The sequence below is a fragment of the Streptomyces sp. NPDC111520 genome (genome assembly GCF_055635295.1).
In genome coordinates, this window is record NZ_JBVKBW010000003.1 from 199,289 (window position 1) to 223,806 (window position 24,518).

General features: G+C 71.4%; 24 protein-coding genes. 13 read left to right on the forward strand and 11 right to left on the reverse strand.

The features are described from left to right. Positions 1–68: 68 nt before the first annotated feature. Positions 69–989: a sigma-70 family RNA polymerase sigma factor gene (locus tag ACZ7MY_RS08290; protein WP_499600468.1), complete on the reverse strand. Its 921-nt coding sequence runs from the start codon at positions 987–989 to the stop codon at positions 69–71. 592 nt (positions 990–1,581) lie between these two features. Further along, positions 1,582–2,340, reverse strand: a complete 759-nt coding sequence (locus ACZ7MY_RS08295) for an SDR family NAD(P)-dependent oxidoreductase (protein ID WP_499600469.1) — start codon at positions 2,338–2,340, stop codon at positions 1,582–1,584. Between the two features lie 353 nt (positions 2,341–2,693). Between ACZ7MY_RS08295 and ACZ7MY_RS08300 the strand changes: the two genes are divergently transcribed. Then, on the forward strand, positions 2,694–3,599 hold the full coding sequence (locus tag ACZ7MY_RS08300) for an RNA polymerase sigma-70 factor (protein ID WP_499600470.1): 906 nt from the start codon (positions 2,694–2,696) through the stop codon (positions 3,597–3,599). A gap of 324 nt (positions 3,600–3,923) precedes the next feature. Here the strand turns inward: ACZ7MY_RS08300 and ACZ7MY_RS08305 are convergent, their stop codons facing one another. Then, positions 3,924–4,328: a RidA family protein gene (locus tag ACZ7MY_RS08305; RefSeq protein WP_499600471.1), complete on the reverse strand. Its 405-nt coding sequence runs from the start codon at positions 4,326–4,328 to the stop codon at positions 3,924–3,926. Positions 4,329–5,710: 1,382 nt separating this feature from the next. Here ACZ7MY_RS08305 and ACZ7MY_RS08310 point away from each other — a divergent pair. After that, entirely contained in the window at positions 5,711–7,648 is a 1,938-nt protein-coding gene (locus ACZ7MY_RS08310) for an N-acetylmuramoyl-L-alanine amidase (RefSeq protein WP_499600472.1), read from the forward strand. A gap of 268 nt (positions 7,649–7,916) precedes the next feature. On the opposite strand, the gene ACZ7MY_RS08315 is transcribed toward ACZ7MY_RS08310, so the two are convergent. Beyond that, positions 7,917–8,288, reverse strand: coding sequence for a winged helix-turn-helix transcriptional regulator (locus ACZ7MY_RS08315; RefSeq protein WP_499600473.1), 372 nt, complete (start codon positions 8,286–8,288; stop codon positions 7,917–7,919). Between the two features lie 173 nt (positions 8,289–8,461). Between ACZ7MY_RS08315 and ACZ7MY_RS08320 the strand changes: the two genes are divergently transcribed. From ACZ7MY_RS08320 to ACZ7MY_RS08355, 8 genes are all read left to right on the forward strand, one after another. Further along, positions 8,462–9,184 carry a DsbA family oxidoreductase gene (locus ACZ7MY_RS08320; RefSeq protein WP_499600474.1) on the forward strand — a complete coding sequence of 241 codons (723 nt, stop codon included), beginning with the start codon at positions 8,462–8,464 and terminating at the stop codon, positions 9,182–9,184. Positions 9,185–9,272: 88 nt separating this feature from the next. Next, complete coding sequence (locus ACZ7MY_RS08325; protein ID WP_499600475.1) at positions 9,273–9,944, forward strand: FMN-dependent NADH-azoreductase; 672 nt, start codon at positions 9,273–9,275, stop codon at positions 9,942–9,944. 308 nt (positions 9,945–10,252) lie between these two features. Further along, positions 10,253–10,957 (forward strand): VanZ family protein, encoded by a 705-nt coding sequence (locus tag ACZ7MY_RS08330; protein WP_499600476.1) that lies wholly within the window; start codon positions 10,253–10,255, stop codon positions 10,955–10,957. A gap of 134 nt (positions 10,958–11,091) precedes the next feature. Further along, positions 11,092–12,618 (forward strand): hypothetical protein, encoded by a 1,527-nt coding sequence (locus tag ACZ7MY_RS08335; protein WP_499600477.1) that lies wholly within the window; start codon positions 11,092–11,094, stop codon positions 12,616–12,618. 117 nt (positions 12,619–12,735) lie between these two features. After that, positions 12,736–13,431 (forward strand): response regulator transcription factor, encoded by a 696-nt coding sequence (locus ACZ7MY_RS08340; RefSeq protein WP_499600478.1) that lies wholly within the window; start codon positions 12,736–12,738, stop codon positions 13,429–13,431. Positions 13,432–13,529: 98 nt separating this feature from the next. Continuing rightward, on the forward strand, positions 13,530–13,964 hold the full coding sequence (locus ACZ7MY_RS08345; protein WP_499600479.1) for a VOC family protein: 435 nt from the start codon (positions 13,530–13,532) through the stop codon (positions 13,962–13,964). Between the two features lie 59 nt (positions 13,965–14,023). Next, entirely contained in the window at positions 14,024–14,572 is a 549-nt protein-coding gene (locus ACZ7MY_RS08350) for a GNAT family N-acetyltransferase (protein WP_499600480.1), read from the forward strand. Between the two features lie 38 nt (positions 14,573–14,610). Further along, positions 14,611–15,465 (forward strand): hypothetical protein, encoded by an 855-nt coding sequence (locus tag ACZ7MY_RS08355; protein ID WP_499600482.1) that lies wholly within the window; start codon positions 14,611–14,613, stop codon positions 15,463–15,465. A gap of 67 nt (positions 15,466–15,532) precedes the next feature. Here the strand turns inward: ACZ7MY_RS08355 and ACZ7MY_RS08360 are convergent, their stop codons facing one another. The 7 genes from ACZ7MY_RS08360 to ACZ7MY_RS08390 all read right to left on the reverse strand — a co-directional run bounded on the left by ACZ7MY_RS08360 (position 15,533) and on the right by ACZ7MY_RS08390 (position 22,155). Continuing rightward, positions 15,533–17,422, reverse strand: coding sequence for an SMI1/KNR4 family protein (locus tag ACZ7MY_RS08360; RefSeq protein ID WP_499600483.1), 1,890 nt, complete (start codon positions 17,420–17,422; stop codon positions 15,533–15,535). A gap of 56 nt (positions 17,423–17,478) precedes the next feature. Continuing rightward, positions 17,479–17,838, reverse strand: a complete 360-nt coding sequence (locus tag ACZ7MY_RS08365; protein WP_499600484.1) for a hypothetical protein — start codon at positions 17,836–17,838, stop codon at positions 17,479–17,481. 78 nt (positions 17,839–17,916) lie between these two features. Continuing rightward, on the reverse strand, positions 17,917–18,927 hold the full coding sequence (locus tag ACZ7MY_RS08370; protein ID WP_499600485.1) for a TerC family protein: 1,011 nt from the start codon (positions 18,925–18,927) through the stop codon (positions 17,917–17,919). Positions 18,928–19,106: 179 nt separating this feature from the next. After that, a complete protein-coding gene (locus tag ACZ7MY_RS08375; RefSeq protein ID WP_499600486.1) occupies positions 19,107–19,553 on the reverse strand; it encodes a cupin domain-containing protein in 447 nt (148 codons plus the stop codon). 73 nt (positions 19,554–19,626) lie between these two features. Continuing rightward, positions 19,627–19,860: a hypothetical protein gene (locus tag ACZ7MY_RS08380; RefSeq protein ID WP_499600487.1), complete on the reverse strand. Its 234-nt coding sequence runs from the start codon at positions 19,858–19,860 to the stop codon at positions 19,627–19,629. 235 nt (positions 19,861–20,095) lie between these two features. Continuing rightward, a complete protein-coding gene (locus ACZ7MY_RS08385) occupies positions 20,096–21,208 on the reverse strand; it encodes a sensor histidine kinase (protein ID WP_499600488.1) in 1,113 nt (370 codons plus the stop codon). Positions 21,209–21,306: 98 nt separating this feature from the next. Next, a complete protein-coding gene (locus ACZ7MY_RS08390; RefSeq protein WP_499600489.1) occupies positions 21,307–22,155 on the reverse strand; it encodes a helix-turn-helix transcriptional regulator in 849 nt (282 codons plus the stop codon). Between the two features lie 102 nt (positions 22,156–22,257). On the opposite strand from ACZ7MY_RS08390, the gene ACZ7MY_RS08395 reads away from it, so the two are divergent. The 3 genes from ACZ7MY_RS08395 to ACZ7MY_RS08405 all read left to right on the forward strand — a co-directional run bounded on the left by ACZ7MY_RS08395 (position 22,258) and on the right by ACZ7MY_RS08405 (position 24,459). Next, positions 22,258–23,061, forward strand: coding sequence for an SDR family NAD(P)-dependent oxidoreductase (locus tag ACZ7MY_RS08395; protein ID WP_499600490.1), 804 nt, complete (start codon positions 22,258–22,260; stop codon positions 23,059–23,061). A gap of 179 nt (positions 23,062–23,240) precedes the next feature. Further along, a complete protein-coding gene (locus tag ACZ7MY_RS08400; protein WP_499600491.1) occupies positions 23,241–23,936 on the forward strand; it encodes a type 1 glutamine amidotransferase domain-containing protein in 696 nt (231 codons plus the stop codon). Positions 23,937–24,075: 139 nt separating this feature from the next. Further along, complete coding sequence (locus ACZ7MY_RS08405; RefSeq protein ID WP_499600492.1) at positions 24,076–24,459, forward strand: DUF732 domain-containing protein; 384 nt, start codon at positions 24,076–24,078, stop codon at positions 24,457–24,459. Positions 24,460–24,518: the final 59 nt, after the last annotated feature.

Sequence of the window (24,518 nt, forward strand, 5' to 3'; positions counted from 1 at the left end):
GCTGGCGCCGCGTTGTCCGACAGCGGCGCCGACGAGGCCGTCCGGCTGCCGCAGCGGCGGGGGTGTCGTCAGGTGTGCGGCATGACCGTGTACCGCGAGCGGGAGTCGAGGTAAGCGGCGATCTTCACGGGGTTGAACACCCACATGACGCGGCGGATCCCTTTGTCACAAGCCGCGATGGTCAGGAACGTCGAGGGGCAGCCGTCCCGGTGGAGAAGCACCGCGCCCCGTCCGTTGGCCTGGACGAATCGCACCTCCGCGTCGCGCCAGAATCGCGGGTACGCAATGGACAGGTTCGCCACCCGGGCCCGCCCGAGCACCGGCACGCGTGCAACACCGCGCATGCCGTTGCCGTCGGACAGGCTGATGGCATTCGGGGCCAGGAGCGCCGTCAGGGAGGCGATGTCACCCTTTCGCGCCGCCGCCACGAACGCGTCCAGCAGGCGCTGGTGTTCGGCCGCATCGACACTCCCACGCTGCTCGGTGGCGAGGCGCGCCCGGGCGCGGCTGACGATCTTGCGGACGTTGACGGCGGTCAGGTGGAGCATCTCGGCTATGTCGGCGTAGGGGTAGTCGAACGCCTCGCGCAGTACGTACGCAGCCCGCTCCGTGGGGGTGAGTTTCTCCAGGATGAGCAGGAGGGCGAAGTCCAGGGCCTCAGCTCGCTGGGCGCCCACCGCGGGGTCGCTGCCGGTGTCGATGGGTTCGGGCAGCCACGGGCCGATGTAGATCTCGCGCCGTACTCGGCTGGACTGGGCGACGTTGATCGCCAGCCGGGTAGCGGTGGTGGAGAGAAAGGCCGCCGGGTTGAGGACGACCGAGCGATCCGTCTTCTGCCAGCGCAGCCACACCTCCTGGACCACGTCCTCGGCTTCGGCCGCGTTACCCAGCAAGCGGTAGGCGATCCCGAAGAGGCGTGGCCGGAATTCCACGAAGACGGACACAGCTCCTTCCAGGGCACCGTCCGCAGGGGATGTCTCGGTTCGCATGGTCCTTCTGTCTCCGTTCCTACGGGCGCCGGTGCCGTCAGGTGGCGCGATGCGCTGGCCTTCCGGTTGGCATGCTGTGACGAGAGCCGGCGGGGACATGGCGCGACGTTGCAGGGCCTGCTCCGATCCCGCCTGCCCTACTGACCAGGGAAGTCACTGTTGCGTGACGGCTTTTGATCGCCCGTGTGCATGTGGCACCAGAGACATGTTGGATGCTGAGGCTTGGAGTTGGGGTGGCCCTTTGATGGCCTCGGTCCCAGCTCCGGTGCGCGGCATCGTTCACGGCGCCTTGGGATCCGTGGGCCTCTCCGCCGGAAGAGGAATATTCCGCTCCGAATTACAGACGTGCAGGCCGTTCCCGCACTTCTCCATCTGCTCGGGGCCCCGGCGTCGCCTCTCGCCATTCCGGGGACGAGCGCCGAGCGCGAAGAGGACACCATCACTCCCGTCAGCACGAGCAGTGGCTTGTGGAGCGCGAGTGCTCCGGGCCGTAGCCTCAAGGCCGGTTGCCGGCCGCTCGCGGGCGGACGAGGTGCCCTGCCTGCTGCCGCTGGGCCGTACCTCGCCTGCGCCCTACCGACAGGGGTGCGTCTCAACTGAGCGCGATACCGCCGTTGACTTTGATGCGTTCGCCGGTGATGAAGCCGGCGTCCGGTGACGCAAGGAAGGCCACTGCGGCGGCGACGTCTTCCGGGCGGCCCATGCGCCCCAATGGCACCTCGGCCGCGTAAACGGCCAGGGACTCGGGGTCCGCTCCGGCGTGCCGTTCGACCGGGATCCAGCCAGGGGCGACGGTGTTCACGGTGATCCCGAACGGGCCGAGTGCCTGAGCCCACGACTTGGTCAGGCTGTGCTGGGCGGCCTTGGCGGCCACGTAGGCCGACATCTCGGGCACCGCACGCTCCAGCACATCGGAGCCGATCTGAATGATCCGGCCACCACCGCGCTCGCGCATGCCTGGCAGCACCGCCTGCATCAGCAGCGTGGGGCTCTTGACGAAGAACACGAGTTGGTCGAGATGGTCTTGCCAGGTCAGTGCCGCTGGATCTATGTCCGGCTGCGGGCCGGTTGCATTGACGACGAGCGTGGCGACCGGGCCGAGGGAAGCCGTCACATCCGACACGAGGTTCCTGACGGCGGCCTCGGACGTCACGTCCGCGGCGAAGGCCTCCGCGGAGCCGCCCGCGGCACGTATGTGCGCCACCATCCGTTGAGCGGCTTCGGCCCCCGACCGGTACACGACGGCGACCCGGTGTCCTTCGGCCGCGAGGCGTTGCGCGATGACGCCCCCGAGGCCACGTGAGGCCCCCGTGACCAGCGCGGTACCGGTGTTGGCCACCCCTGCAGACATGAGTGCAGCCTACATGGAGGTGTGTATGCGAACGTCTCTCCTGGGCATGATGTGACGCGGCAGACAGGACACCGACAACAGTGTGACGGACGCGCCGCATCGTGAGGCGAGTCCGCCTCCCGGGACAGGGCCGCGCTGTGCCGAGGGGTACACTGGCCTGCAAGAACGCCTGCTCCAGCCCGCGCGAACACGACGTCCACCTTTGCGAATCAGACAGTGTGATACGTTCGTTCGCCACCGAGTTTCAGGGTCGGTCAGGCCCCAGGTCCTGCGGCAAGCGGGGCCGCACCGTTCAGGGCGCGTCCCCACCAGGTCTACGGCCGGCAGTGGTGATGCGCTATTGGAGGCAACTCATGCGTGCGGGTGATGACGCAGACTCCCTCGAGGAGGCCGTGAGCGAGTTCATAGCGGTTCGTCCCCGGCTCTTCGGCATCGCCTACCGCGTGCTCGGCAGCGCCACGGAAGCCGAGGACATCGTCCAGGACGTGTGGCTGAGGTGGCAGGCCGTCGACCGTGCCGAGGTCCTGGATGCGACAGCGTTCCTCGCCACGATCACCAGCCGTCTCGCGATCAACTGCGCCACGTCGGCCAGGATGCGGCGCGAGGCGTACGTCGGGCCCTGGCTTCCGGAGCCGGTCGACACCAGGGGCGATCCGCACTTGGGAGCGGAGCGGTCGGAGGCACTCGACCTGGCCGTTCTCTTCCTGCTGGAGAAGCTGAACCCCGTGGAGCGGGCTGCCTACGTGCTGAGGGAGGCTTTCGACTATCCGTACAAGCAGGTCGCAGACATCCTGCAGACGAGCGAAGCCAATACGCGCCAGCTGGTGAGTCGCGCCAGGAAGCGCCTGGTGGCCGAACGCAGGGAGCCGGTCAGTTCGGGCGCGCACCGGCGTCTGCTGGAGGCGTTCGTCACGGCCGCGCAAACCGGCGATCTGGCGGCCCTTGAGGAACTCCTTGCCGCGGACGTCGTGAGTTACGCCGACGGGGCTGGCACGCGCGGCGCATCGAGGATCCCGGTCGTCGGCCGCGCAGACGTCTCAAGGACCCTTGTCGCTTACTCCCCGCGCTTCTGGCCCGGGACGACCATCCGCTGGGTAGAGGCGAACGGCAAGCCGGCTGCTCTTGTCTCGCGCCGTGGTGAAGCGGTGGCGTTCATGACCGTCGATGCCTCAGAACGAGGCATCGAACGCATTATGTGGGTGGTGAGCCCCGCCAAACTGACCCCCTACGTCGCATCACTGGCCTCCCTGCGTGGATAGACCATTGCGCCGCCCGTCTGGGCGGACTGCGGTAGCGGCTGGTTGTTCCCGGACCTTGCGGCCCTCCGACTCGGTACACGCGCCGAGGTCCGCCTTCGCTCCCGGACGCGTGACCGTGGTCAGCGGCCGGGAGCGAAGGCGATGTGTGAACAGTCGCTGAACCCGGCCCATAACGATCGCCGGATGGGCGATATGGCAGGGCGGGATCACGCCGGTACACGCATGGTGGACGGTGCGCTCGGCGCGGGTTTTCGGATTCGTCACGGCCGTGCCATCGGACCGGCGAACAACCCGATGCACCAATCCGGCCGGCGGAATACGCTTCTAACGCTTGATGTCGAGACGAACCACAGCGCCGATCTCCACGAGTTGGTCAGGCAGCGCAAGGTCGGAGACGCCCATGACGGTGCTGGTGGGGCGATGGTCGCCGCAGTACTCGGCGTGCAGGCCGGCGGCCGTGTCGAAGTGCTCACGCAAGCCCTTGACGAGAACAGTGGTCTCGACGATCTGGTCACGGGACGCGTCGAATTGCTGCAGTACACGATCGAGGTTTTCCAGAGTGGTACGCATCTGGAGTGCGAAGTCACCGGCCCCAACGAAGCTTCCGGAGCTGTCGTGTGACAGCTGACCCGAGATGTAGAGCGTCTCGCCGGCCTGTACGGCCTGGCTGTATCCGTAAAGAGTCTCCCACGGCATGCCGAAGTTGAACTCCTTGAACGTAGCGGTCACGGTCACTCCTCTTGGTCGAATCATCCCCGCATGGGTCGGGGACAACAATGAGGACCAGGATCTACCTGCTCTTGTGACAGGCTCCCTGGCAGCGGACCCGGTCATAGCCCCGACAGAGTTTCCGGGCCGCGCCGGCTACGCCCTTCCCGCTGTGAAATGGGATTCGGCGCGCTCATGCACACAGGCGGAGCGACGGTCAGGTCTTACGGCACCGTCACGGCTCGCCGGACATGGTCAAGCAGGACACGGAGGTACCCCCGAGCTGCTGCCACAAGCCGGATCCGTGAGCCTGATCCGCTATTGGCGACCGCAGCCCAAACTGTGGATCATGCTCTGCTGTCACACATCGGCGAGCGTCCCTGTCCCACCATGTGCACGGGCTCGCAGCGCCTGCATGCCCGCCACGGGATGACGACGCGTGCTACAGCGGTCCGTGGACCCGGTCGTCTTGAGCGGTGAGTTGCAAGGAGCAAAAGAGTACGTCGACTTTCCGGCGTGGCACTGCGGACCTGGTCCTCAGCACCGCAGTTGAGTTCCCCCCTCCGCGACACATGATGTACTCGCTCGGTGCAGTCGGTGCCCTGAGCCTTCTCGCCGGCTGCGGCAGCAGCGGTACGACGGACGCCCCGCCACACGACAAGCCCACGCGGTCGGCCCCCTCGACGTCCACCGTCAGCTTGAGCGGCCCACCGTTCCTACCTTGGGCGGGAACCCCGGCGGCACCGTTGCACCGGGGCCTTCTGACAGCGCGCCGGTTCCAGGCGGCGCTTCGAGCAGGCGCTGTACCTCGTCTCACCTGCGAGGGACACGTCGGCGCGAACGACCCTGGTGCCGGGCAGAAGAACTACCCCCTCGTCGTGACCAACTTCCCGGGAAGCACCTGCACCGTCGTCGGCTACCCGGGCGCGAAGCGGCCCCGGGACCGGAGGCGTCCGCGGCCTGCCATGCGGGATCCGCCCCGGCGCGCCGTCCGGGCCGCGGCGACCACGCACCACCGCAGCGCACTCGCGGTGCGGGCGAGCACGCACACCAGGCGACCACACAACGGAAACCGGATGGCAAGAATCTTCACAACAGTGTCATGGGCCTCCCGTGAAGGAGGTACCGCCCTCCCGATTCCTTCCGTATTGACCCCCACAAACAGGCGCATAATCAACGGCTTTCCGGTCGGCGCCGAATGAACACACCGTTCATCTTCACGATTCGGACAGTGTGATACGTTCATTCGGCATCGATTCAGCGGCGATACGACCTGGATCATGACGGGGCCTCAGGACGGTGCGGGCCGTACGCCCGCCCGCCGGCGCTTCTCTGACTCCGTTTCGTACCGCCCATCAGCGTGGACAGGTGACGAGACCTCGTCACCCCGGAATCGGGAATCAATGACCGACAACTCAGTACCGCGCCGGAGGCATGCCTCCCGGCGCCGGCCCATCGCGCTCGGCGCGGCCGCCGTGGCGGTGGCGGGGGCCATAGCCGTTCCCGTCGTGGCACAGGCCTCGGAGGACACCCCTCGCGCGGACACCGCGCTCCAGCGGGAGTTCGCCGCCGCGGCGGCGGAGTACGAGGTGCCCGAGCAGGTGCTGCTCGCGGTGGCCTACCAGCAGTCCGCCTGGGACACCCACGAGGGCCTGCACAGCGCTTCGGGCGGCTTCGGGCCCATGCACCTGACCGACGTCACGCCCGACATGCTCGCCGGCGGCGCCGCGGGCATGGCCGGCCGGGCGGAGGTCGCGGAACTCGCTTCCGGCGAGGCCCGGCACACCCTGCAGGCGGCGGCGAAGCTCACGGGCCTGCCGGCCGACGAGCTGCGTGACGACCCGGCCGCGAACATCCGCGGTGGCGCGGCGCTGCTGGCCCGGTACCAGAAGGACCTCGACGCGGAGCCGTCCGCGGACCCGGACGACTGGTACGGCGCGGTCGCCCGCTACAGCCAGTCCACGGTGCGGCAGGGCGCGACCGCCTTCGCGGACCGCGTCTTCGCCACCATCAAGAAGGGCGTCGCCCGCACGACGACCGACGGTCAGCGCGTCAGCCTCGACGCCGACACCGCGGTCGTCCCCGCCACTTCGCAGGTCGACAAGCTGCGGCTTTCCGAGGCCGTGGCGGCGGAAACCGAGTGCCCGACGACGGTGAACTGCACCTTCGTGCCGGCCAGCCCGAAGAACGGCCAGGTCTCCGACCGGCCCGCGAACGGCGTCCGGATCGACCAGATCGTCATCCATGACACCGAGTCGTCGTACGACGCAGCCATCGCCACCTTCCAGAACCCGCTGAGCAGCGTCGCGGCGCACTACGTGATGCGGGCCTCGGACGGCGCGGTGACCCAGATGGTGCCCGCCAAGGACCTGGGCTTCCAGGCGGGCAACTACTCCACCAACCTCCATTCGATCGGCATCGAGCACGAGGGCTACGCCGCGCACGGGGCCCAGTGGTACACCGAAGCCCAGTACCAGGCGACCGCCGACCTGGTGAGGTACCTGGCAGAGCGGTACGACATCCCGCTGGACCGGCAGCACATCATCGGCCACGACAACGTTGTCGCCCCTGCTGACCGGTTCGTCAACGACCAACACTGGGACCCGGGCCCGTCCTGGGACTGGGAGCACTTCATGGAGCTGCTGGGCGCACCGGTCTCCGGTCGTCACGGCGTGAGCAAGGTGGGCTCCGCAGTCACCATCGCCCCGGGCTTCGCCCGCAACAAGCAGTCGATGGAGCTGTGCCCCGAGGACGACGGCAGCGGCGCCACGCAGGAGTGCAGCACCGTGCGCCAGGCGTCGAACTTCGTGTACGTGCGCACCGAGCCGCGTGCCGACGCCCCACTCTTCGGCGAGCAGTCGATCCACCCCGGCGCACCCGGGACCGACCGGATCAGCGACTGGGGCAGCACCGCCCAGGCCGGCCAGCAGTTCGTCGTCGCCGGCAAGAAGGGCGACTGGACCGCGATCTGGTTCAGCGGCAGCAAGGTGTGGTTCCACAACCCGCGCGGTGCCAACACGGTCCCCGCGCGCGACGTGACGATCGTCAGGCCCGCGACGGCTGACCCGGTGAAGGTCTACGGCACCAGCTACCCGGACGCCGCCGAGTACCCCGCCGGCCTCTCGCCCTCCACGCAGGCTCCGCTCAGCATGTACACCGTGCCGGCCGGCCAGGCCTACGTCTCCACGGCGGCGCCGGCCCTGACAGACGACTTCTTCCCCTCCAGCGGGAAGGTCGTCTTCGGCGCCAACAAGATGTACACGATCCAGTACGGTCACAAGACCGCCCTGATCTACGCGGCCGACGTGACCGCCAAGGGGCGTCCGTCCCACGGTTCCTGACTTGCCGCCGGGTCGGCGTCCCGGCACGCCCTCGGTGGCCCGGCACACGGTGGTGTGCCGGGCCACCGGTCGTGTGCGGGGAGCCGGCGGTCCGGCGGAGCGCACGGCAGCGTCAGCCCGGCGCCGTCCGTAGCCCCTCGCGGCCGCGCCACGAGAGGTTCGAGAAGTTCAGCGGCACGCCGCTCGGAACGCTTCGGTCCGTCCGCGACGGTGCGGCCACCGCGGACGGACCGGCGTGTGCGCCGGCGGCCGGACGGGGTGCGGCGGCTCAGGTGGTTCCCGCGTCGTAGGCCTGCTGGTGGCGGCGGATCTCCGTGTGCCGCTCGGCGGACCAGGACGCCAGCCCCAGCACGGTGGACAGCAGCGAGCCGCCGAGCGTGGTCAGCGAGTACTCGACGCGCGGCGGGACCTCGGGGTAGGCGGTGCGGTCGACCAGCCCGCTGCGCTGGAGCTGCTTGAGGGTGAGGGTGAGCATCCGCTGGGAGATGCCGGGGATGGCGTGCGCGAGGTCCGAGTAGCGCACGGGCCCGTCGGAGAGCGTGCCGATGATCAGCACGCTCCACTTGTCGCCGACCAGGTCGAGGATCTCGCGGATGAAGTCCGCGTCCTCGTCGCCCCAGTGCGCGCACGGTCCTGGCACGCGCCGCACACTCGCCCTCACGTCGGTGCGTCCCCTCCGCATGTCGCCGCCGCTGCCCACGTCCGCCGCCTCCCTCTCGTGACCCACGCACATCAATGTGCCTTTTGTATCGCTTCTCACACTAATGCAGAGTGTGGCTACGAACAGAAAGTGAGTTTCAGGAGGAGTCCACCATGCAGATCGACTTCTGGTCCGACATCGTCTGCCCCTACTGCGCGTTGACCGACAACCGGCTGCGGCTGGCGCTGGAGCGGTTCGGGCACGCCGACGAGGTGCGGATCGTCCACCGCTCGTTCCAGGTCCACCCCGACCTGCCCCGTGAGGGCATCACGCAGCGCCGGCTCCTGGAGAGGCACGGGATCACCGCGTCGAGGGGCGAGCAGATCTTCGCGCCGATCGAACGCGCCGCGCGGGCCGAGGGGCTGGAGCCCTTCCACGCGCTGGAGCGCACCCTGGGGCCGACCGGCCTCGTCCACGAACTGCTCGCCCTCGCCGACGACCTGGGGCGCGGCGGCGAGGTGTGGACGGCCGCGTTCCGTGCCCACTTCGGGCAGGGGCGCGAGCTGTGGACCAGGGAGCAGGTCCTCGACTTCGCGGTCGAGGCCGGCCTCGACCGCGAGGAGGCCGCCGGGGCGTTGCGCGAGGGGCGCTACCGCGCCCGGGTGGCCGCCGACCAGCGCGAGGCGGAGCGCCTGGGGGCGCGGGGAATCCCGTTCCTCGCCCTCGACGGCGCCTTCGCCGTCCACGGAGCCGTCGGCGTGGACGAGCTCCTGGCCGCGATCACCAGGGCCTGGGACGCGGCCCACCCGGAGCCGGAGCCGCTGCCGACGCTCGCCGGGGCGGCCGACGCCTGCGGGCCGGACGGCTGCGCGGTCCCCCGGCGTCCCGGGCCCTGAGCACGCCGCCCCGCCGGGGCCTGCCCGCCGCACCCCCTTCCCATACGCACACGCACACGCACACGCACGAAACGAAAGCGCCATCACCATGTCCTACCTGCTGCGCATCGACGCCTCCGCCTCCGGCGACGCGTCCGTCTCCCGTCAGGTCGCCGACTCCTTCACCGACGCATGGGCCGGAGACGTCGTCCGCCGCGACCTCGCACTCGACCCCGTCGCCCACCTGGACGCGGCCGGAATCCTGTCCCGTACGACCCCCGCCGACGAGCACACCCCCGAGCAGAGGGCCGCCGCCTTTCTCCAGGACGAACTGGTGGCGGAGTTCCTCGGCGCCGAGGCGTACCTCTTCGCCGTGCCGCTCTACAACTACGCGATGCCGTCCGTCTTCAAGGCGTGGCTGGACCACGTCATGATCGTCGGCAGGACGATCGGGCTGCCCGGGCCGGCGCCCAGCGCCGGGCGTCCGGCCGTCGTCGTCTCCGCCCGGGGCGGCGGCTACGGCCCCGGCGCGCCCCAGCACGGCAAGGACTTCCTGATGCCGGCGCTGGAGACCATCCTCGGCGATCCGCGGCTGATGGCACTCGACGTCCGTCCCATCACGCCCGAACTCACCTACGCGCCCACGGTGCCGTCGCTCGGCCACCTGCTCCCCCAGCACCTCGCCTCGCTGGAGGACGCGCACGCGCGGGCCCGCCGTCAGGCGCTGGAGCTCTCCGGGGCGGCCGGTCATCCGGCGACCACGGGCCCCGGGGCGCCCTGAACGTCCGGGGCCGCCTGGCCCGGCGCACCCGTCGGGAGGTCTCGCGGAGGTCGGCCACGAAGGCGTCCGGAATCCCGGGGTGGCCGAAGTGACCGTCCTCCGGGTGGGTGTTGACGTCGGCCACGTCGAACCGGCCGTAGGGCGGCCCGTGCACGAGAGCGGCGACGCGCTCCCGGCCCAGGGCGGGCCGCCCGCCCCGCCGGCGCCCGCTCGCGTCCGGTCTCAGAGGCCGGCGGTGGCGCCGTGTATCGCCGGCGTATCGAAAATCGCATACGCCGCGGCAACGGCGCTCCGGCTCCAATGGGGGCATGGACCACAACCCACCCCTGTCGGCACCGCTCCGCCGCGCGAGCGCGGCCGTGCTCCGCGGCCTGGCGCTCCTCGGCGTGGTGAGCGCCCTGTTCGCCCTGCGGCGGCCGCTCATGATGTCCGCTCCGAGGTGCATGGCCGGGCAGTGGCACGGCTGCCTGGACACCTTCAACGGTGTGGTGCTCATGACCCTGGTCACGCTGCCGCTCGCCGTCCTGGTGGCCTGGGCCCTCGCGCATCGCCGCCGTACCGCCGGCGTCACGTCGGCATGGCGGCTGTCGCTGGCCGAGGTGGGCATGGTGCACGGGACGGTGCCGTTCCTGTGGATGACCATGATGCCGGGCGCCGGGGTCGGTGTCGTCCCGCCGCGGGTGAGCCTGGTGCCGCTGCGGGACCTGGTCACGATGGGGCCGGGCGGGATCGTGGGCAACCTGCTGGTCTTCGCCTCCCTGGGGTTCTTCGCCCCGATGCGGTTCACGGCGCTGACGTCCGTGCCACGCGTCCTGGCGCTCGGGGCGGGCTGCTCGGTCCTGATCGAGACCGCGCAGTACGTCCTGCGGCTGGACCGGGTGTCCTCCGTGGACGACGTACTGGTCAACGCCGCGGGCGCCGCGCTCGCCGCGCTGGCGTCCCGCCACTGGTGGCGCACCGGAGCGGCGGCTCCGTCGGACCGGCCTCGCCCCGAACCGGCACCGGCGGTCTGAACCGCGTGCCCGGCGTGCCCCCGTCCTCGCAGGCGCGCGCGATGCGTCGTGTGAGGATCACGCCCACGCGAACGGTGAGGCGCGGGTGAAGGGCCGTGGGTCCGTTGTCGGTGGCCGGTGTTACGTTCTGTGACATGACGGATCACGCGCTGCGACTCCTGCGGCAGGACCGCCGGTCGGCGGAACTGGCCGCCTTCCCCTTCGGCTTCGACCTGGGCCGCGCCGCCCACGGCCATGTCGAGGAGGTCCGCCTCGCCTCGGGCGAGCCGCTGGAGACGCTCGCCGGGGACGACACCGGCGGTACGTACTTCGTGTGCGCGGACGGCTCGGTGCTCTACGCCGACTCGGAGGGCTCCGCGGGGATCATCGGCTCCGGTGTCGACGAGGCCCTGGAGATCCTGATCGGCCTGCCCGGCTGGCGCGGCTGCGCACGGCTGTCGCCGGACGACGGCGAGCAGGAGATCCTGGCGTACGTCGCGGAGACCGAGGACGAGATCCGTGAGTACTATGGGATCGACGAGGAGCGGGCCGAGCTCCGTGCCGCACTGGGCTTCCCCGAACGCTCCCCGGTCGAGCTGGTGGGCAGGCTGCGTGCCGCGCTGCTGCGCACCGAGCCGGACTTCGTACTGCTCAACGCGGACGAGGGGTGCGCGTACGACACGTTGGGCCCGGCCGGTCCCCCGCTGTGGGAGCCGGTGCTCGCTGCGGGCCGAGCCGATCTCGCCCGGTTGAGGGAGGGCGAGCCGACCGCATGGCGTGACGTCGCCGAGGACCCGGTGCGGCGCCGGATCACCCTGCGGGCGGCGCAGTTCGACCGCGCCGAGGGCGATCCCGAGCTGCTGCGCCATCTGCTGCGGCACGAGGCCCGGTCGTCGATGACGGACGAACTGCGGCTCGCGGCGGTGCTGGTGGGGCTGCACGGCGACACCGCGGATCTGCCGCTGCTGCTCGAGGTCCGGCAGACGGACTACGACACCGCGATGGGCCTGGGCGGCATGCCCGAACCGGGCGCCGGCGCGGACGAGTTGCGGCGGTGGGCGCGGGAGCTCGACGAGTCGATGTTCGGGACGGAGCCGTCCGACGAGCCGGTGTACACCTGGACCGACCTGGCCCGGGACCAGGGGATGACGAACCTCGCACGGGTGACGCTGATCCGCGAACTCGACACCATCCTCATGGACCAGAGCAGGCTCCGCCTCCCCGGGGCGCCCGACACCCTGACCACGGCTGAACTGAGCGCGATCGCCGGGGACTTCGAGGAACTCGGCGACCTTTCCCAGGCGCTGCGCGCCCGGAGCCTGCACGCCGCCCTCCAGGAGACGCCGTACGAGCGGGCCTCCTCCCGGCACAGCCTGGCCCGCCTGGAGCGGGAGGCAGGGCTGCTGTCGCGGGCGGCGCAGAGCCTGGCCGCCGTGCGGGACGCCCTGGCCACCCCGGGCGACGGCGCACTGCGCCACTGGAAGGAGGTCAATTTCGGCCGCTTCATCGCCGAGGAGCACTACCGCCTCGCCCTCGCCCTGGCCGACGCGGGTCGTCCCGAGGAGGCCCGTGCCCTCCTCACGGCCGCCGACGCGATACGCGGCGCGCTCACGGAGAAGGCAGCGAAAGGCGTCCGCGAACTGGCCGAGCGGACCGCTGCGCGAGTGCGCGAGCTCGGCTGAGGACGGCACGGCGGTCCGCCCGGTCCGCCCAATCCGCTCGGGCCGCTCGGGCCGCTCGGGCCGCTCGGGCCGCCATGACGCCGTGGAGTCGTGAAAGCGCGAGGTTAGGCTTCGGGGATGCGCGTACTGATCGTGGAGGACGAGCCGTACCTGGCGGAGGCCGTCCGTGACGGTCTGCGGCTGGAGGCGATCGCCGCCGACATCGCCGGCGACGGCGACTCCGCCCTGGAACTGCTCAGCGTCAACTCCTACGACCTCGCGGTCCTCGACCGGGACATCCCCGGCCCGTCCGGTGACGAGGTCGCCCGGCGCATCGTCGCCTCCGGCAGCGGCATCCCGATCCTCATGCTCACCGCCGCCGACCGGATCGACGACAAGGCCTCCGGGTTCGGGCTCGGCGCCGACGACTACCTCACCAAACCCTTCGAGCTGCGGGAGCTCGTCCTGCGGCTCCGGGCACTCGACCGCAGGCGCGCGTATGCCAGGCCCCCGGTCCGCGAGATCGCTGGCCTGCGGCTCGACCCCTTCCGCCGGGAGGTCTTCCGCGACGGGCGCCACGTGGCGCTCACCCGCAAGCAGTTCGCGGTGCTCGAAGTCCTCGTCGCCGCCGAAGGCGGGGTCATCAGCGCCGAGGAGCTGCTGGAACGCGCCTGGGACGAGAACACCAACCCCCTGACCAACGCCGTGCGCATCACGGTCTCCGCACTGCGCAAGCGGCTCGGCGAACCCTGGGTCATCGCCACGGTGCCCGGCGTCGGCTACCGGATCGACATCGGCGCGGATGCCGCGGGCCGCGGCAGTGCCCCTGCGTAGACGTCCGGCGCTCAGCGCAAGGGGCGCACGACGGCCGCGGTCGGTGCGGGCAACTCATCGGGGGATGCGGAAGATCAAGCACTGCTACGGTGGCCCCCATGGCATCGGTCAAGCAGTTCCAGGTCACCTTCGACTGCGCGGAACCCCAACGCGTCGCGCGTTTCTGGTGCGAGGTGCTGGGATACGTCGCACCGGAGCCGCCCGAGGGGTTCGCCACGTGGGACGACTTCAACGGCTCGCTGCCGGCTGAGGACCGGGACGCCTGGTTCTCGTGCGCCGACCCCACGGGAGTGGGACCGCGCATGTACTTCCAGCGCGTTCCCGAGGGCAAGGTCGTCAAGAACCGGATGCACCTGTGCGTGCGGGCCGCCACCGGGCTCGTCGGCGAGGAGCGGCTGGCCACGCTGGAGGCCGAGTGCGCACGGCTGCTCGCGCTCGGCGCGGTCCGCGTACGCCTGCTGGTCGCCGACGAGGAGAACGAGTCGTGCATCGTGATGCAGGACGTCGAAGGCAACGAGTTCTGTCTCGACTGAGCCCCTCCCGAACGCCCTCCCCCGCACGGCGGTCGCCGGACGGCCCCTAACATGGGCCCATGCCCCACACACCGTCACGGGTCGAACTGAGCCCGCTCACCCTTGCCGACCAGGACGAGTTCTGCTCGCTCGTGCGGGCCAGCGTCGAACTCCATTCACCCTGGATGCGGTTGCCCAGGACGGCGGAGGAGTTCCGGACCTGGATGGACCGCTTCAGCGACGGCACCAACCTGGGCTACCTGATCCGCGTCGTCGAGACCGGTGCGGCTGCCGGCACCGTGAACATCAACTCCGTCATCCGGGGCCGTTACCAGGGCGCGTCGCTGGGCTATGCGGCGTTCGCCCCGTCCGCGGGGCGGGGCTACATGACCGAAGGCATCGCCGTCACCCTTCGGCACGCCTTCGACGACCTGCGGCTCCACCGGCTGGAAGCGAGCATCCAGCCGGCCAACAAGGCGTCCCTGGCCCTGGTCCAGCGCCTGGGATTCCGCTACGAGGGCCTGTCGCCCGCCTACCTCTACATCGACGGGGCCTGGCGCGACCACGAACGCTGGTCCATCACCGCACCGTCGCCGTGGACCCCCGACCCGTCGCTCCCCGAGGTCTAGGTACGTCCTCCGCGATCATGTTCGGTAGCATCCGGCCCATGGCGATACGGGGGTGGCGGCTGGGCGTCACGGCTGCGGTGGCGGTGCTCGCGGCGATCTGTGCCTCCGCTCCGGATCCCCTGCATCTCGTCCGCGCGGCGTCGGACCTCGGTCCCCTGCCGGCCGACCGCTACGGCTTCACGACACGGGACTACGGGCGATCGCAGCGGGCGACGGCGTTGCTGGTCCGGCAGTGCATGGCGGACAAAGGTCACCCGGACTTCCCGCTCGACCCCCGCGACCCCCGGGACATCACGGGCGCCACCGCGGTCGGCACCATGATCAGTACCGACTACGGCGTCCTCGACCCGGACGCCGCACGCCGCTGGGGCTACGGCTGGGACCCCGCGAAGGACGCGGCCGCCCGGCCGAAGGGCCGCCGCATGACCATCGCGGAGTACACGGACCTGCCGGAGTGCAGGAACGAGGCGGAGCAACGAGTGGGGCGCGGCGTCGACTTCGGGGAGGACTGGCTCTACGCGGCCAAACGCGGTCTCGAGGTCGGCACGGCGGTCGAACGCGACCCGCGCGTCCGCGCCGCCTGGGACGCCTGGTCCCGCTGCGTGGCGGCACGAGGATTCACCCGCTACTCGGACCCCGTCGCGGCGTACACGGACGACGCCTGGCGTCGGAACGCCGACGGCAACACCCGCCACACGGAACGCGAGAGGGCCACGGCCGTCGCGGACGCCACCTGCAAGCGCCGCCTCCGCACGGCCGAGATCTGGCACGCCGTGCAGGCGCGGGAGCAGACCGCGGACATCGCACGGCACCGCGAACACTACGCCGCCGCCCAGCGGGCGATGCGCAGGTACCGGGCCAACGTCGACACGGTGCTGCGCGATCTCGGGTAGGGCGACCGGTGGACCCGCGCCCCGGCCGTCGGCCCGACCGACCGCCCGGCCATGACGGACCCGTGGTTCAGGAACGGTGCCGGACGAACCGAAGGTAGGCGAAGGACTCGCCTTCGCGGGGAGCGCGGGCCCAGGAACGGGTGGTGAAGGTCGGTAGCCGCCCCTGGGTCAGCGCGAAACGCGGGAGCGACAGGCCGAGTTCGGCGTGCAGGGCCTCCAACGCGCGCCGCTCGCGATCCCGTTCGGGCTCCTCCGGACGGAACAGCCGTGCGGGCTCCAATGCCTCGGGTATCCCGCCGGAACGCTCGATCTCCGTACCCCGCACGGTGAACGCGTAGAGCTCCTCCCCTCCCTCGGCCACCGACACGTGGAACGCCGCCGGGCGGCCGCCCGGGGACCAGCTGTCCGGTTCGCGCCACACGACCACCGCGCGCCCGGACGAGGACGCCGCTGCCGCAGGGGACACGAACCGCTCCCCGAGTCGCCCGTGGGAGTGACCGTCGAAGGCGAAGGCCCATCCCTCGGCGCTGCGGCCGGTGGCCACCACGATGCGGTCCTCCCAGGGCTCCACGCCTTCCCGGTCCTGGGGATTCGGCGTCCGCCAGGGCACCATGCGCAGGTGGACGGGCGCGCTCAGTCCGGCCCCCTCCTCGCCGATCAGGCCGGGAAGGTGGGCGGGGTCCACCCCTTCGGCCCAGACGCAGCGGTATCCGTCGAACGGCTGCCCGTGCAGCGCGGGTTCCATCAGCCAGGCGAGACCCGGCGGGTCGAGGTCGGGCACGGGCTCGGGCGCGGTTCCCGTCTCCCCGGCACGCGGCGTCGCGAGGATCTCCCGTCCGCGTTCCGGGGTGACCAGCGGCCCCAGGACCGGATCGGCGAGCAGGCCGATCGGGGCGATCAGCTCGGGTCCGGGCGCCTCCCACAGCGGGAGCGCGTCCCGCAGGATCCGCCACGCGGCGTCGGTCGCGCCCCAGCGGGCCGACTCCCGGGCCTCGGCGACGGCCCGGCCCCACGGGCCGGGGGGCGCGTAGCGGTGGGTACCGTCCCGCATCGCGTCCAGTACGGCCCTGGCGGCCTCCCGGCCGGCTCCGCCGGCGGTCATCGTCACGAGCCGGCGTTCGTCGTCGCCCGCCCGCCGTCCGCCGCGTGCCGGCTCCATGGCGTCCAGCGGCAGGACCTCGGACAGGTAGCGCGGATCGGGCAGCAGCTGGCCGTAGTGCCGGGACTCGCGCGGGGACAGCAGGTGGCGGATCTGCTGCAGCAGGACGGCGCTGCGCGGCCGGGCGAAGGACCGTGCCTCCTCGAGCAGGGGCACGGCCTCCTCGTATCGTCCGCGAAGGGCCAGCAGGCGCGCCTCCTCCACGTAGGCGTCTTGGGCGCGCGTGGTCGCGTTCACGAAGTCCGGCCTGTCGGACCGGCTCCCGTGGAAGCCGCGGTACCCGGCCTCCATGTAGGCCCGGAACGAGGGGTGGCGGACCGGGTATTCACCGCTCCATCCCTTGAACACCCAGAGCGCCCACTCACCGTCCTCGTCGAGGTCGCCGGGGTCCAGCAACGCGTGCGACATGTCGGACTCCGTCTCCAGCCGCAGCGCCCGGCGCCACATGCCGGCCCTCAGGACCTCCGCCTCGCTCGGGTCGTCGCCCAGTTCCTGCTCGTACAGCGGCGACATGTCCATCGGGTCACGGAACCAGTCGATCTCCGCGACACCGCCGAGCCGGTACACCCCCGCCGTCTCGTCCACGTGCCACCCGTCGCTGACGGCCAGGAACCCCCGGTACGAGGGCGGCAGCCGGCACCCCAGCCGCTCCTCGGCCGCGGCGATCACCGCCTCCCCCGCGCCGGGCCTGCCCGGGTCCGCGGCCTGCCCGCCGTCCTCGTCCCTGCCGGCGCGCGGAACCCACTCCTCGCGCCAACGCCCCAGGAACCCGTGCCAGTCGAACCCCTCGCCACCCATGACCGGATGGTCTCACCCGCCACCGACATCACGCCCCGACCACGAACGCCGTCCGCTCACGCAGGCGCACCGTCCCCGCCGGGCAGCGACCGGGCCACACCCTCGACGGAGGACCGGGACCTCGCGACCCAGGCCTCCACGTCGAGGGCCATCGAGGGGAAGCACCTCGTGATCCGGGCGGCCGAATCGACGAGTTCGTCCAGCGTCTCGACCAGAACGGTCTCGGTCAGACCCATGGCCACGGCCGCCCGGAAGGGGTCGTCCGACGCCAGCCACCGCCGGGCGACGTCGAAGATGCCCTTCCCCTCGTCCTCGACGATCCAGGAGAGGGACATCAGTTGTTCGGAGAGGTATCCGGGCGGGAGGCCGGGAGCCCTGTGGTCGACCAGGTAGGTCATCACCTGCTCGATGTCCATGTCACAGCCTCCTGCTGACGCGGGCCTCCGGGGGCCGACGGGTACGCCATCCTTCCACCCTCCGCCCGGTCCCGGTGCTCACCGCCCGGTTCGCTGCGGCTCGCCCTTGGTGTCGCCGGGGGCGGAACCGTCCTGCGCGGCGCCCGGTGGGACGACGTCCTGAGGAGGGGTGCCCCGGGCGGAGCGGGTGTCGTGCCAGGAGACGGCGAAGGTGACCGCGAGGACGGTGATGATGAAGCTGAGCGACGCCCAGACAGGGACCTTGTAGAAGTCGGTGAGCAGCAGCTTCACCCCGACGCCGGCGAGGATGACGCCCAGGCCGGTCTGCAGGTGGCGGAACCGGCGGGCGGCGCCGCTGATGAGGAAGTACGCCGCGCGCATCCCCAGCAGGGAGAAGGCGTTGGCGGCGAAGACGACGAAGGTGTTCTGGGTGACCGCGAAGATCGCCGGGATGCTGTCGACGGCGAAGACGACGTCGGTCGTCTCGATGACGACCAGTGCGGCGAGCAGCGGGGTGACCGCCCAGGCTCCGTTCACCCTGACCAGCAGCCGCTGGCCGTGCAGCCGCTCCGTCACGGGAGCCACGCGGCGCAACGCGCGCAGCACGAGGTTGCGGTCGGGGTGGACCTGGGCCGCGCCGTGCCGCAGCACCTTGACCGCGGTCAGCAGCAGGAGCGCGCCGAAGACGTAGATGGTGGCGTGGAAGGCGTCCAGCAGCGCCGCGCCGACCAGGATGAACACCGCGCGCATGGCGAGCGCGCCGATGATGCCCCACATCAGCACCCGGTGCTGGTAGCGGTCGGGGATGCCGAAGTATCCGAAGATCAGGGCGAAGACGAAGATGTTGTCGACGGACAGGCTCTTCTCGATGAGGTAGCCGGCCAGGTACTCCTCGGCCAGGACCGGGCCCTTCCAGAGCAGCAGCAATCCGCAGAAGCCGAGTCCCAGCAGCACCCAGACGACGCTCCACACGGCGGCTTCACGCAGGGAGATGACGCCGGCCCGGCGGTGGACGACGAACAGGTCCAGGACGAGCACCACCGCCAGGAAGGCGATGAGGACGATCCAGGCGGTGACCGGTATGTGCATACCGGCCGCCTTCCCGGCTTTGCCACCGCTTTAACCATTTATGGCCCATTGCGTACTATGGGAGTTCCCCGCACGAGGGGTGCCGCCGCGATGCGTCAAACCGGTGAGCAACTCCCCCGGCGCGGCCCGCCCATCGACGACCGCCGGCTCCCTCTTCGCCGGCTCACTGGCGTCACGCGTCAGCCGGCCGCGGGGCGCGGGGCGCGCAGATGGGCGCGCCGGGCCAGCTCTTCCTCCTCGACCAGGGTGAGCATCGGCTGCCCGGGCGCGCACAGCATGGTCACGACGAACTCGGTCCGCGCGTCCGTCAGGGCGTTGCCGTCCTGGTAGTGGATCACGTCGCCGCCCGGTTCCCAGAAGCTCTCCCCGGCCTTGATCACGCGTTCCGGCTCGCCCTCGAGCTCGAAGAGGACCGCGCCCTCGACGACGTAGCCGAAGGCCGGCCCCGAGTGCCGGTGCGGCGGCACACCGGGGTCACCGGGTTCCCGCCACACGACGATGGTCATCGCCGAGGCGCCTTCCGGGACGAACGGGGGCCTGACGTCCTGGAGCGTCTTCAACTGCGTCTTCCACACCTCCGAGCGCGGCTGCCCGCCCACCCGGCCTTCCGATTCCCTGTCCGACATCGCACCGCACCTCCGTAATGCCGCTGTTCACGCACGAGATGGGGCCGACTGGACGTCGGCCCCATCGGTTCCGCTACCTTCCGCCGCCACCGCCGTAACCGCCACCGCCGTAGCCACCGTCACCATGACCGCCGTGGCCGTAACCGCCGTGGCCGTGGCCGTAGCCCCAACTTCCGTCACCCCAGCCGCCGTGGCTCACGGCGGACACGGGCGCGCTGGTCGGTGCGGCGACTGCCGAAGAGGCCGCACCCCCCAGGGCGAGCCCGAGGCCGGCCATCGCGGCGAGGGACCACCTGGGAATACGCATGACACATCTCCCTTGCCAGGTCGGTTCCTGGGCCTGGAGGCGCGGGACCACTCGCGACTGTCCGCCCGAACGGCCCGGGCCTGGTTGCGGGGGATCGGAGCCCGCAGGTCAACTACTGATGCACAAATCGCCTCTTATCGCCACAATCTCACCAGAACCATGCTCTGTCCGTGATGGCGTGGAGTCAATACACCCACGCGCCACGGCCGGCACCGCGGAGCGGTCCCGCCACCCGTCATGCGCCGGCGTCGCCCGGTTGGGGCGGCGTCGTCTTGACCGGGAGGTCCAGACGGAGCCGGTAGCCACCGTCGGCGGTCGGGCCGCAGGTGAGCGTGCCGCCGAGCAGCGCCGCGCGCTGGCGCAGTCCCGTCAGGCCGTAACGGGCACTGGGCAGCGGGATGGTCGGCCGGTTCGGGGCGCCGTTGGTGACCGTGAGGTGCACGGTCTCACCGCTCCGCCAGAGGCGGATGGCCGTGGCGGCACCCGGGGCGTGCTTGCGCACGTTGGTCAGGCCCTCCTGGACGGTGCGGTAGAGGGCGCGCTGCACGGAGGGGGCGAGGTCGCCGGGAAGCTCGTCGGTCAGCCTGGCGTCGATGCCGCTGCCCGCGATGAGGCGCTCCAGGTCGGCCAGGGACGGCTGCGGGGTCAGGTCGGTGGGGCGGTCACCGGCGGCGCGCAGCACGCTGACCATGTACCGCAGCTCGTCCAGGGTCTGCACGCTGAGCCGGCGGATCGTGCCGGCGGCGTCCTTGGCCTGGGCGTCACGCGTACCGACCTGTAGGGCTCCGGCCCGCACGGCGATCAGACTGACCTGGTGGGAGACGACGTCGTGCATCTCCCGGGCGAGCTGCGACCGCTCGGCGGCCAGTGTGGTCTGGGCGATCAGCAGCCGTTCGTGCCGGCGGGCCTTGGAGATCTCCGCGATGCGCTGCGAGAGGTCCCTGCGGGCCTGCACGAGCTGCCCGAGGAAGACCGCCGCGGCCGCGGTCGCCGCGGTGTAGCTCAACGTGACCAGGTCGTCCCCCGAGACGTTGATGTCCGGCGCGAGGTCACAGAGCGTGAACGCCACCACGCCGACGGCCAGGACGACGCGCCGGCGCGACACCGAGGCGAGGGTGTACAGCGCCGCCAGCGAGGCGAAGATCGCGTCGGAGAAGAACACGGCCGGCAGGGTCACGAGGAACGTCACCAGCGGGAAGCCGTGCCGCAGCAGGAGCGCGAAGGCCCCGCCCAGCGCGCACGCCATCTGCAGGGGTTCGCCGACGTGGACATGGACCCACACGTCGAAGAGCGCCACGAGGACCAATGCGCCGTCGAGCACCGCGGACGGCGGACGCCGGAGATTCACCTGACCTCCTGGTCCCTTGACGGCCGCGCGCCGCCATTCACGACCATAACAGTCGACAACGGACGAAACCGCGCCATCGCTTGCCGGGGAGGGGCCGTTCAGGGACGGGGCGCGGCGTTCCAGCCGGCCAGGATCGGCAGGACGCGCGCGGTGGAGGAGTCGGGTTCCGCGGTGTAGACGACGAGGCGCTGGTCGGGCTCGTGGGGTGCGCAGACGATCTCGATGTCGAAGGTCAGCGGCCCCGCGCTGGGGTGCTGGACGCGCTTGGCCACCGACGTGTAGTCGCGGACGGCGTGGTCGTCCCACCAGCGGGCGACATCGGCGTCGGTGGCGCGCAACTCGTCGACGAGCGCCGTGAGGCGGGCGTCCTGCGGACGGCGGGCGGTCTCCCGGCGCATCGTGGCGACGGTGGCCGACGCGAAGTCCTGCCAGTTCACGATCCGCTCGCGGGCGACCGGGTCCTGGAACATGAAGCGGACGAACGACGTGCCCGGCTCCAGCGGACGCCCGAGGACCTCCATCAGCAGCCCGTTGCGGGCCAGCACCTCGCCGCGGTGGCCGAGCAGCAGCACCGGGACGTGGTCGAGCGTGCGCATCAACCGCAGCAGCCCGGGGTCGGGGCGCTGGGCCGCGGCGGCGTGCGCGGTGGCGGCGCGGCGCCGCGCGGTGGGTGCGGCCAGGTCCCGCAGGTGCGCGCGTTCGACCTCGTCCAGGCGCAGCGCCCGGGCCAGCGCGTCCAGGACCTCGTCGGAGATGTTGGCCTGGCGGCCCTGTTCGAGACGGCTGTAGTAGTCCGGGCTCAGGCCCGCGAGGACCGCCAGTTCCTCCCGCCGCAGGCCCGGTACGCGGCGGGCCCCGGGGAAGGCCTCGATACCCGCCTGGGCGGGGGTGAGGCGGTCCCGGCGGGAGCGGAGGAACGCCCCCAGCGCGGCGCGGTCACGTGGCATGGCTCCAGGGTAGGCGGGCCCACGCCGCCCCGGGTGGTCCTGGCATGCCCAGGTGCGTCCTGACCTGGCCCGATGCCGAGGGTCCGGCTTAGACAGGGAGCCATGAACACTTCCCTTCACACCATGGACGGCTCACCCTCCACCCCCGGCTCCCGGCTGGCCGGCCGTACCGCCGTGATCACCGGCTCGACCAGCGGCATCGGCGCGGCCACGGCCCGCACCCTGGCCGGCGAGGGCGCCCACGTCGTCGTCAGCGGCCGCCAGGGCCCCCGCGGGCCGCGACTCGTCGACGAGATCCGGCGGGCCGGCGGCCGGGCCGACTTCGTCGCGGCGGACCTGACCGGCGGCTACGAGGAACTGCGCGCCTTCGCCGCCCGGGCCACCGAGGCGCTCGGCGGACGCGTCGACATCCTCGTCAACAACGCGGGCATCTACCCCGCGACGCGGACCGAGGATCTGCCGGACGCGGATCTGGACGCGATGCTCGCGGTCAACGTCCGCGCACCCCACGTCCTGGTCGCCGCGATGGCGCCGGCCATGGCCGAGCGGGGCAGCGGTGCCGTCGTCACCATCGGCTCCTGGATGGCCCGGGTCGGCAGCCCCTACGCGGCGATGTACACCGCGACCAAGGCGGCGGACGAACAGCTGACCCGCAGCTGGGCCGCGGAGTACGGCCCGCGCGGCGTACGCGTGAACGCCGTCGCCCCCGGCGCGACGCTCACGCCGGGCAACGAGGCGGCCCGCGCGGAGCTCGACGCGCTGACCGCCACCACCCCGGCGGGCGTGGTCGTCCGGCCCGAGGACATCGCCAAGGGAGTCCTGTACGTCGTCAGCGACGACGCGGCCATGGTGCACGGCATCACGCTCTACGTGGACGGCGGGATCTCCGCCACCCGCCCGTCCTGACCGTCGCGCGCACGCGTCACCGGAGGCGCTCGGCCGGGGTGTCCCGCCGAGCGCCTCCCGCGTTCCCGGTCCGGTCGGCGGCCGCCGACCGGCCGCCGACGGCTCCCGTATGCGACTGTTCCGCCACGTATCTACGCTTTGGTTGTAAAGCGCGTCGAAGAGACCGGGAGGTGGGCCCGATGGCGAAGGTGCTCTTCATCGTCAGCGGTGCGACGTACTGGGTGCTCAAGGACGGCACCAGGTACGCGACGGGGTACTGGGCCGAGGAGTTCGCGGTGCCCTTCAAGAAGGTCACGGAAGCCGGCCACGAGGTGGTCGTGGCGACGCCGGGCGGCGTCGTCCCGAACGTCGACATGATGAGCCTGCGCCCCTCCATGGCGGGCGGCGAGGAGGGCGCCCTGGAACTCGAGGCGATCATCCGTTCCGCGGAGGCGATGCGGCGGCCGCTGGCGCTGGCGAACGTCCGTCTCGAGGACTACGACGCCGTCTACCTGCCCGGCGGCCACGGCCCGATGTCGGACCTCGCGTACGACGCCGACGTCGGCCGCCTGCTCACGGCACAACTCGCCTCGGGCAAGCCGCTCTTCATCGTGTGCCACGCCCCCGCCTCGCTGCTGGCCACCCGCATCCACGGCGAGTCGCCCTTCAAGGGCTACCGGTGCACCGGCTTCACGAACGAGGAGGAGGAAGCCGTCGGGCTGGCCCCCCGCGCGACGTGGCTGCTGGAGACGGCCCTCAAGGAGGAGGTCGGCGTCGACTACAGCCGGGGCCCGATCTGGGAGCCCTACATGGTGGAGGACCGCAACCTCGTGACCGGTCAGAACCCGCACTCCGCCGCGATCCTGGCGGACCGGCTCCTGGAGATCCTCAAGTGACGGCTCCCTGAGCGTCCTGGCGTCCCGGGCCGGTCCGCGGGCGGGACGGCGCTTCTTCGTCCGGTCACGACCCTGCCCGACTGCCCCGACACGGCGCATGATTGGCCCCCTGACACCAGACGTCGGCCAGGGGGACGCCATGCGCCGTACCATCGCCATCTGCGTGACCGCCGTCCTGTTCACGGGAGGCGCCGCCGGCTGCACCGACGAGCCGAAGGGTCCGGGCGCCGAGAAGAGGGAGAGGTTCCTCGACGCCGCGCATGCGGCGCACTTCGAGAGCTGGGCGGAGAAGGGGCCCCCTGACGACGAGCTGGCCCCCTTCCCGCGGAAGTGGTGCGACGCGCTGGCCGCGGGCCGCAGCGTCGCCGACATCCTCAACCCGAGGGTCCTGTACCCCTTCGGACCGCAGTGGGGCACGAAGGACGAGGACGCACGGGAGTTGCTGGTGCTGGGGGTGGACGTCTACTGCCCGGAGGCGAAGGCGCGGGTGGTCGAGGAGCTGCGGAGGGGCGGCGCGTCCTGACCTGACGGGGGGGCGGCGCGGTTGCCTCTCCCCCGCCCACGACCAGGGTGCCCGTCCGG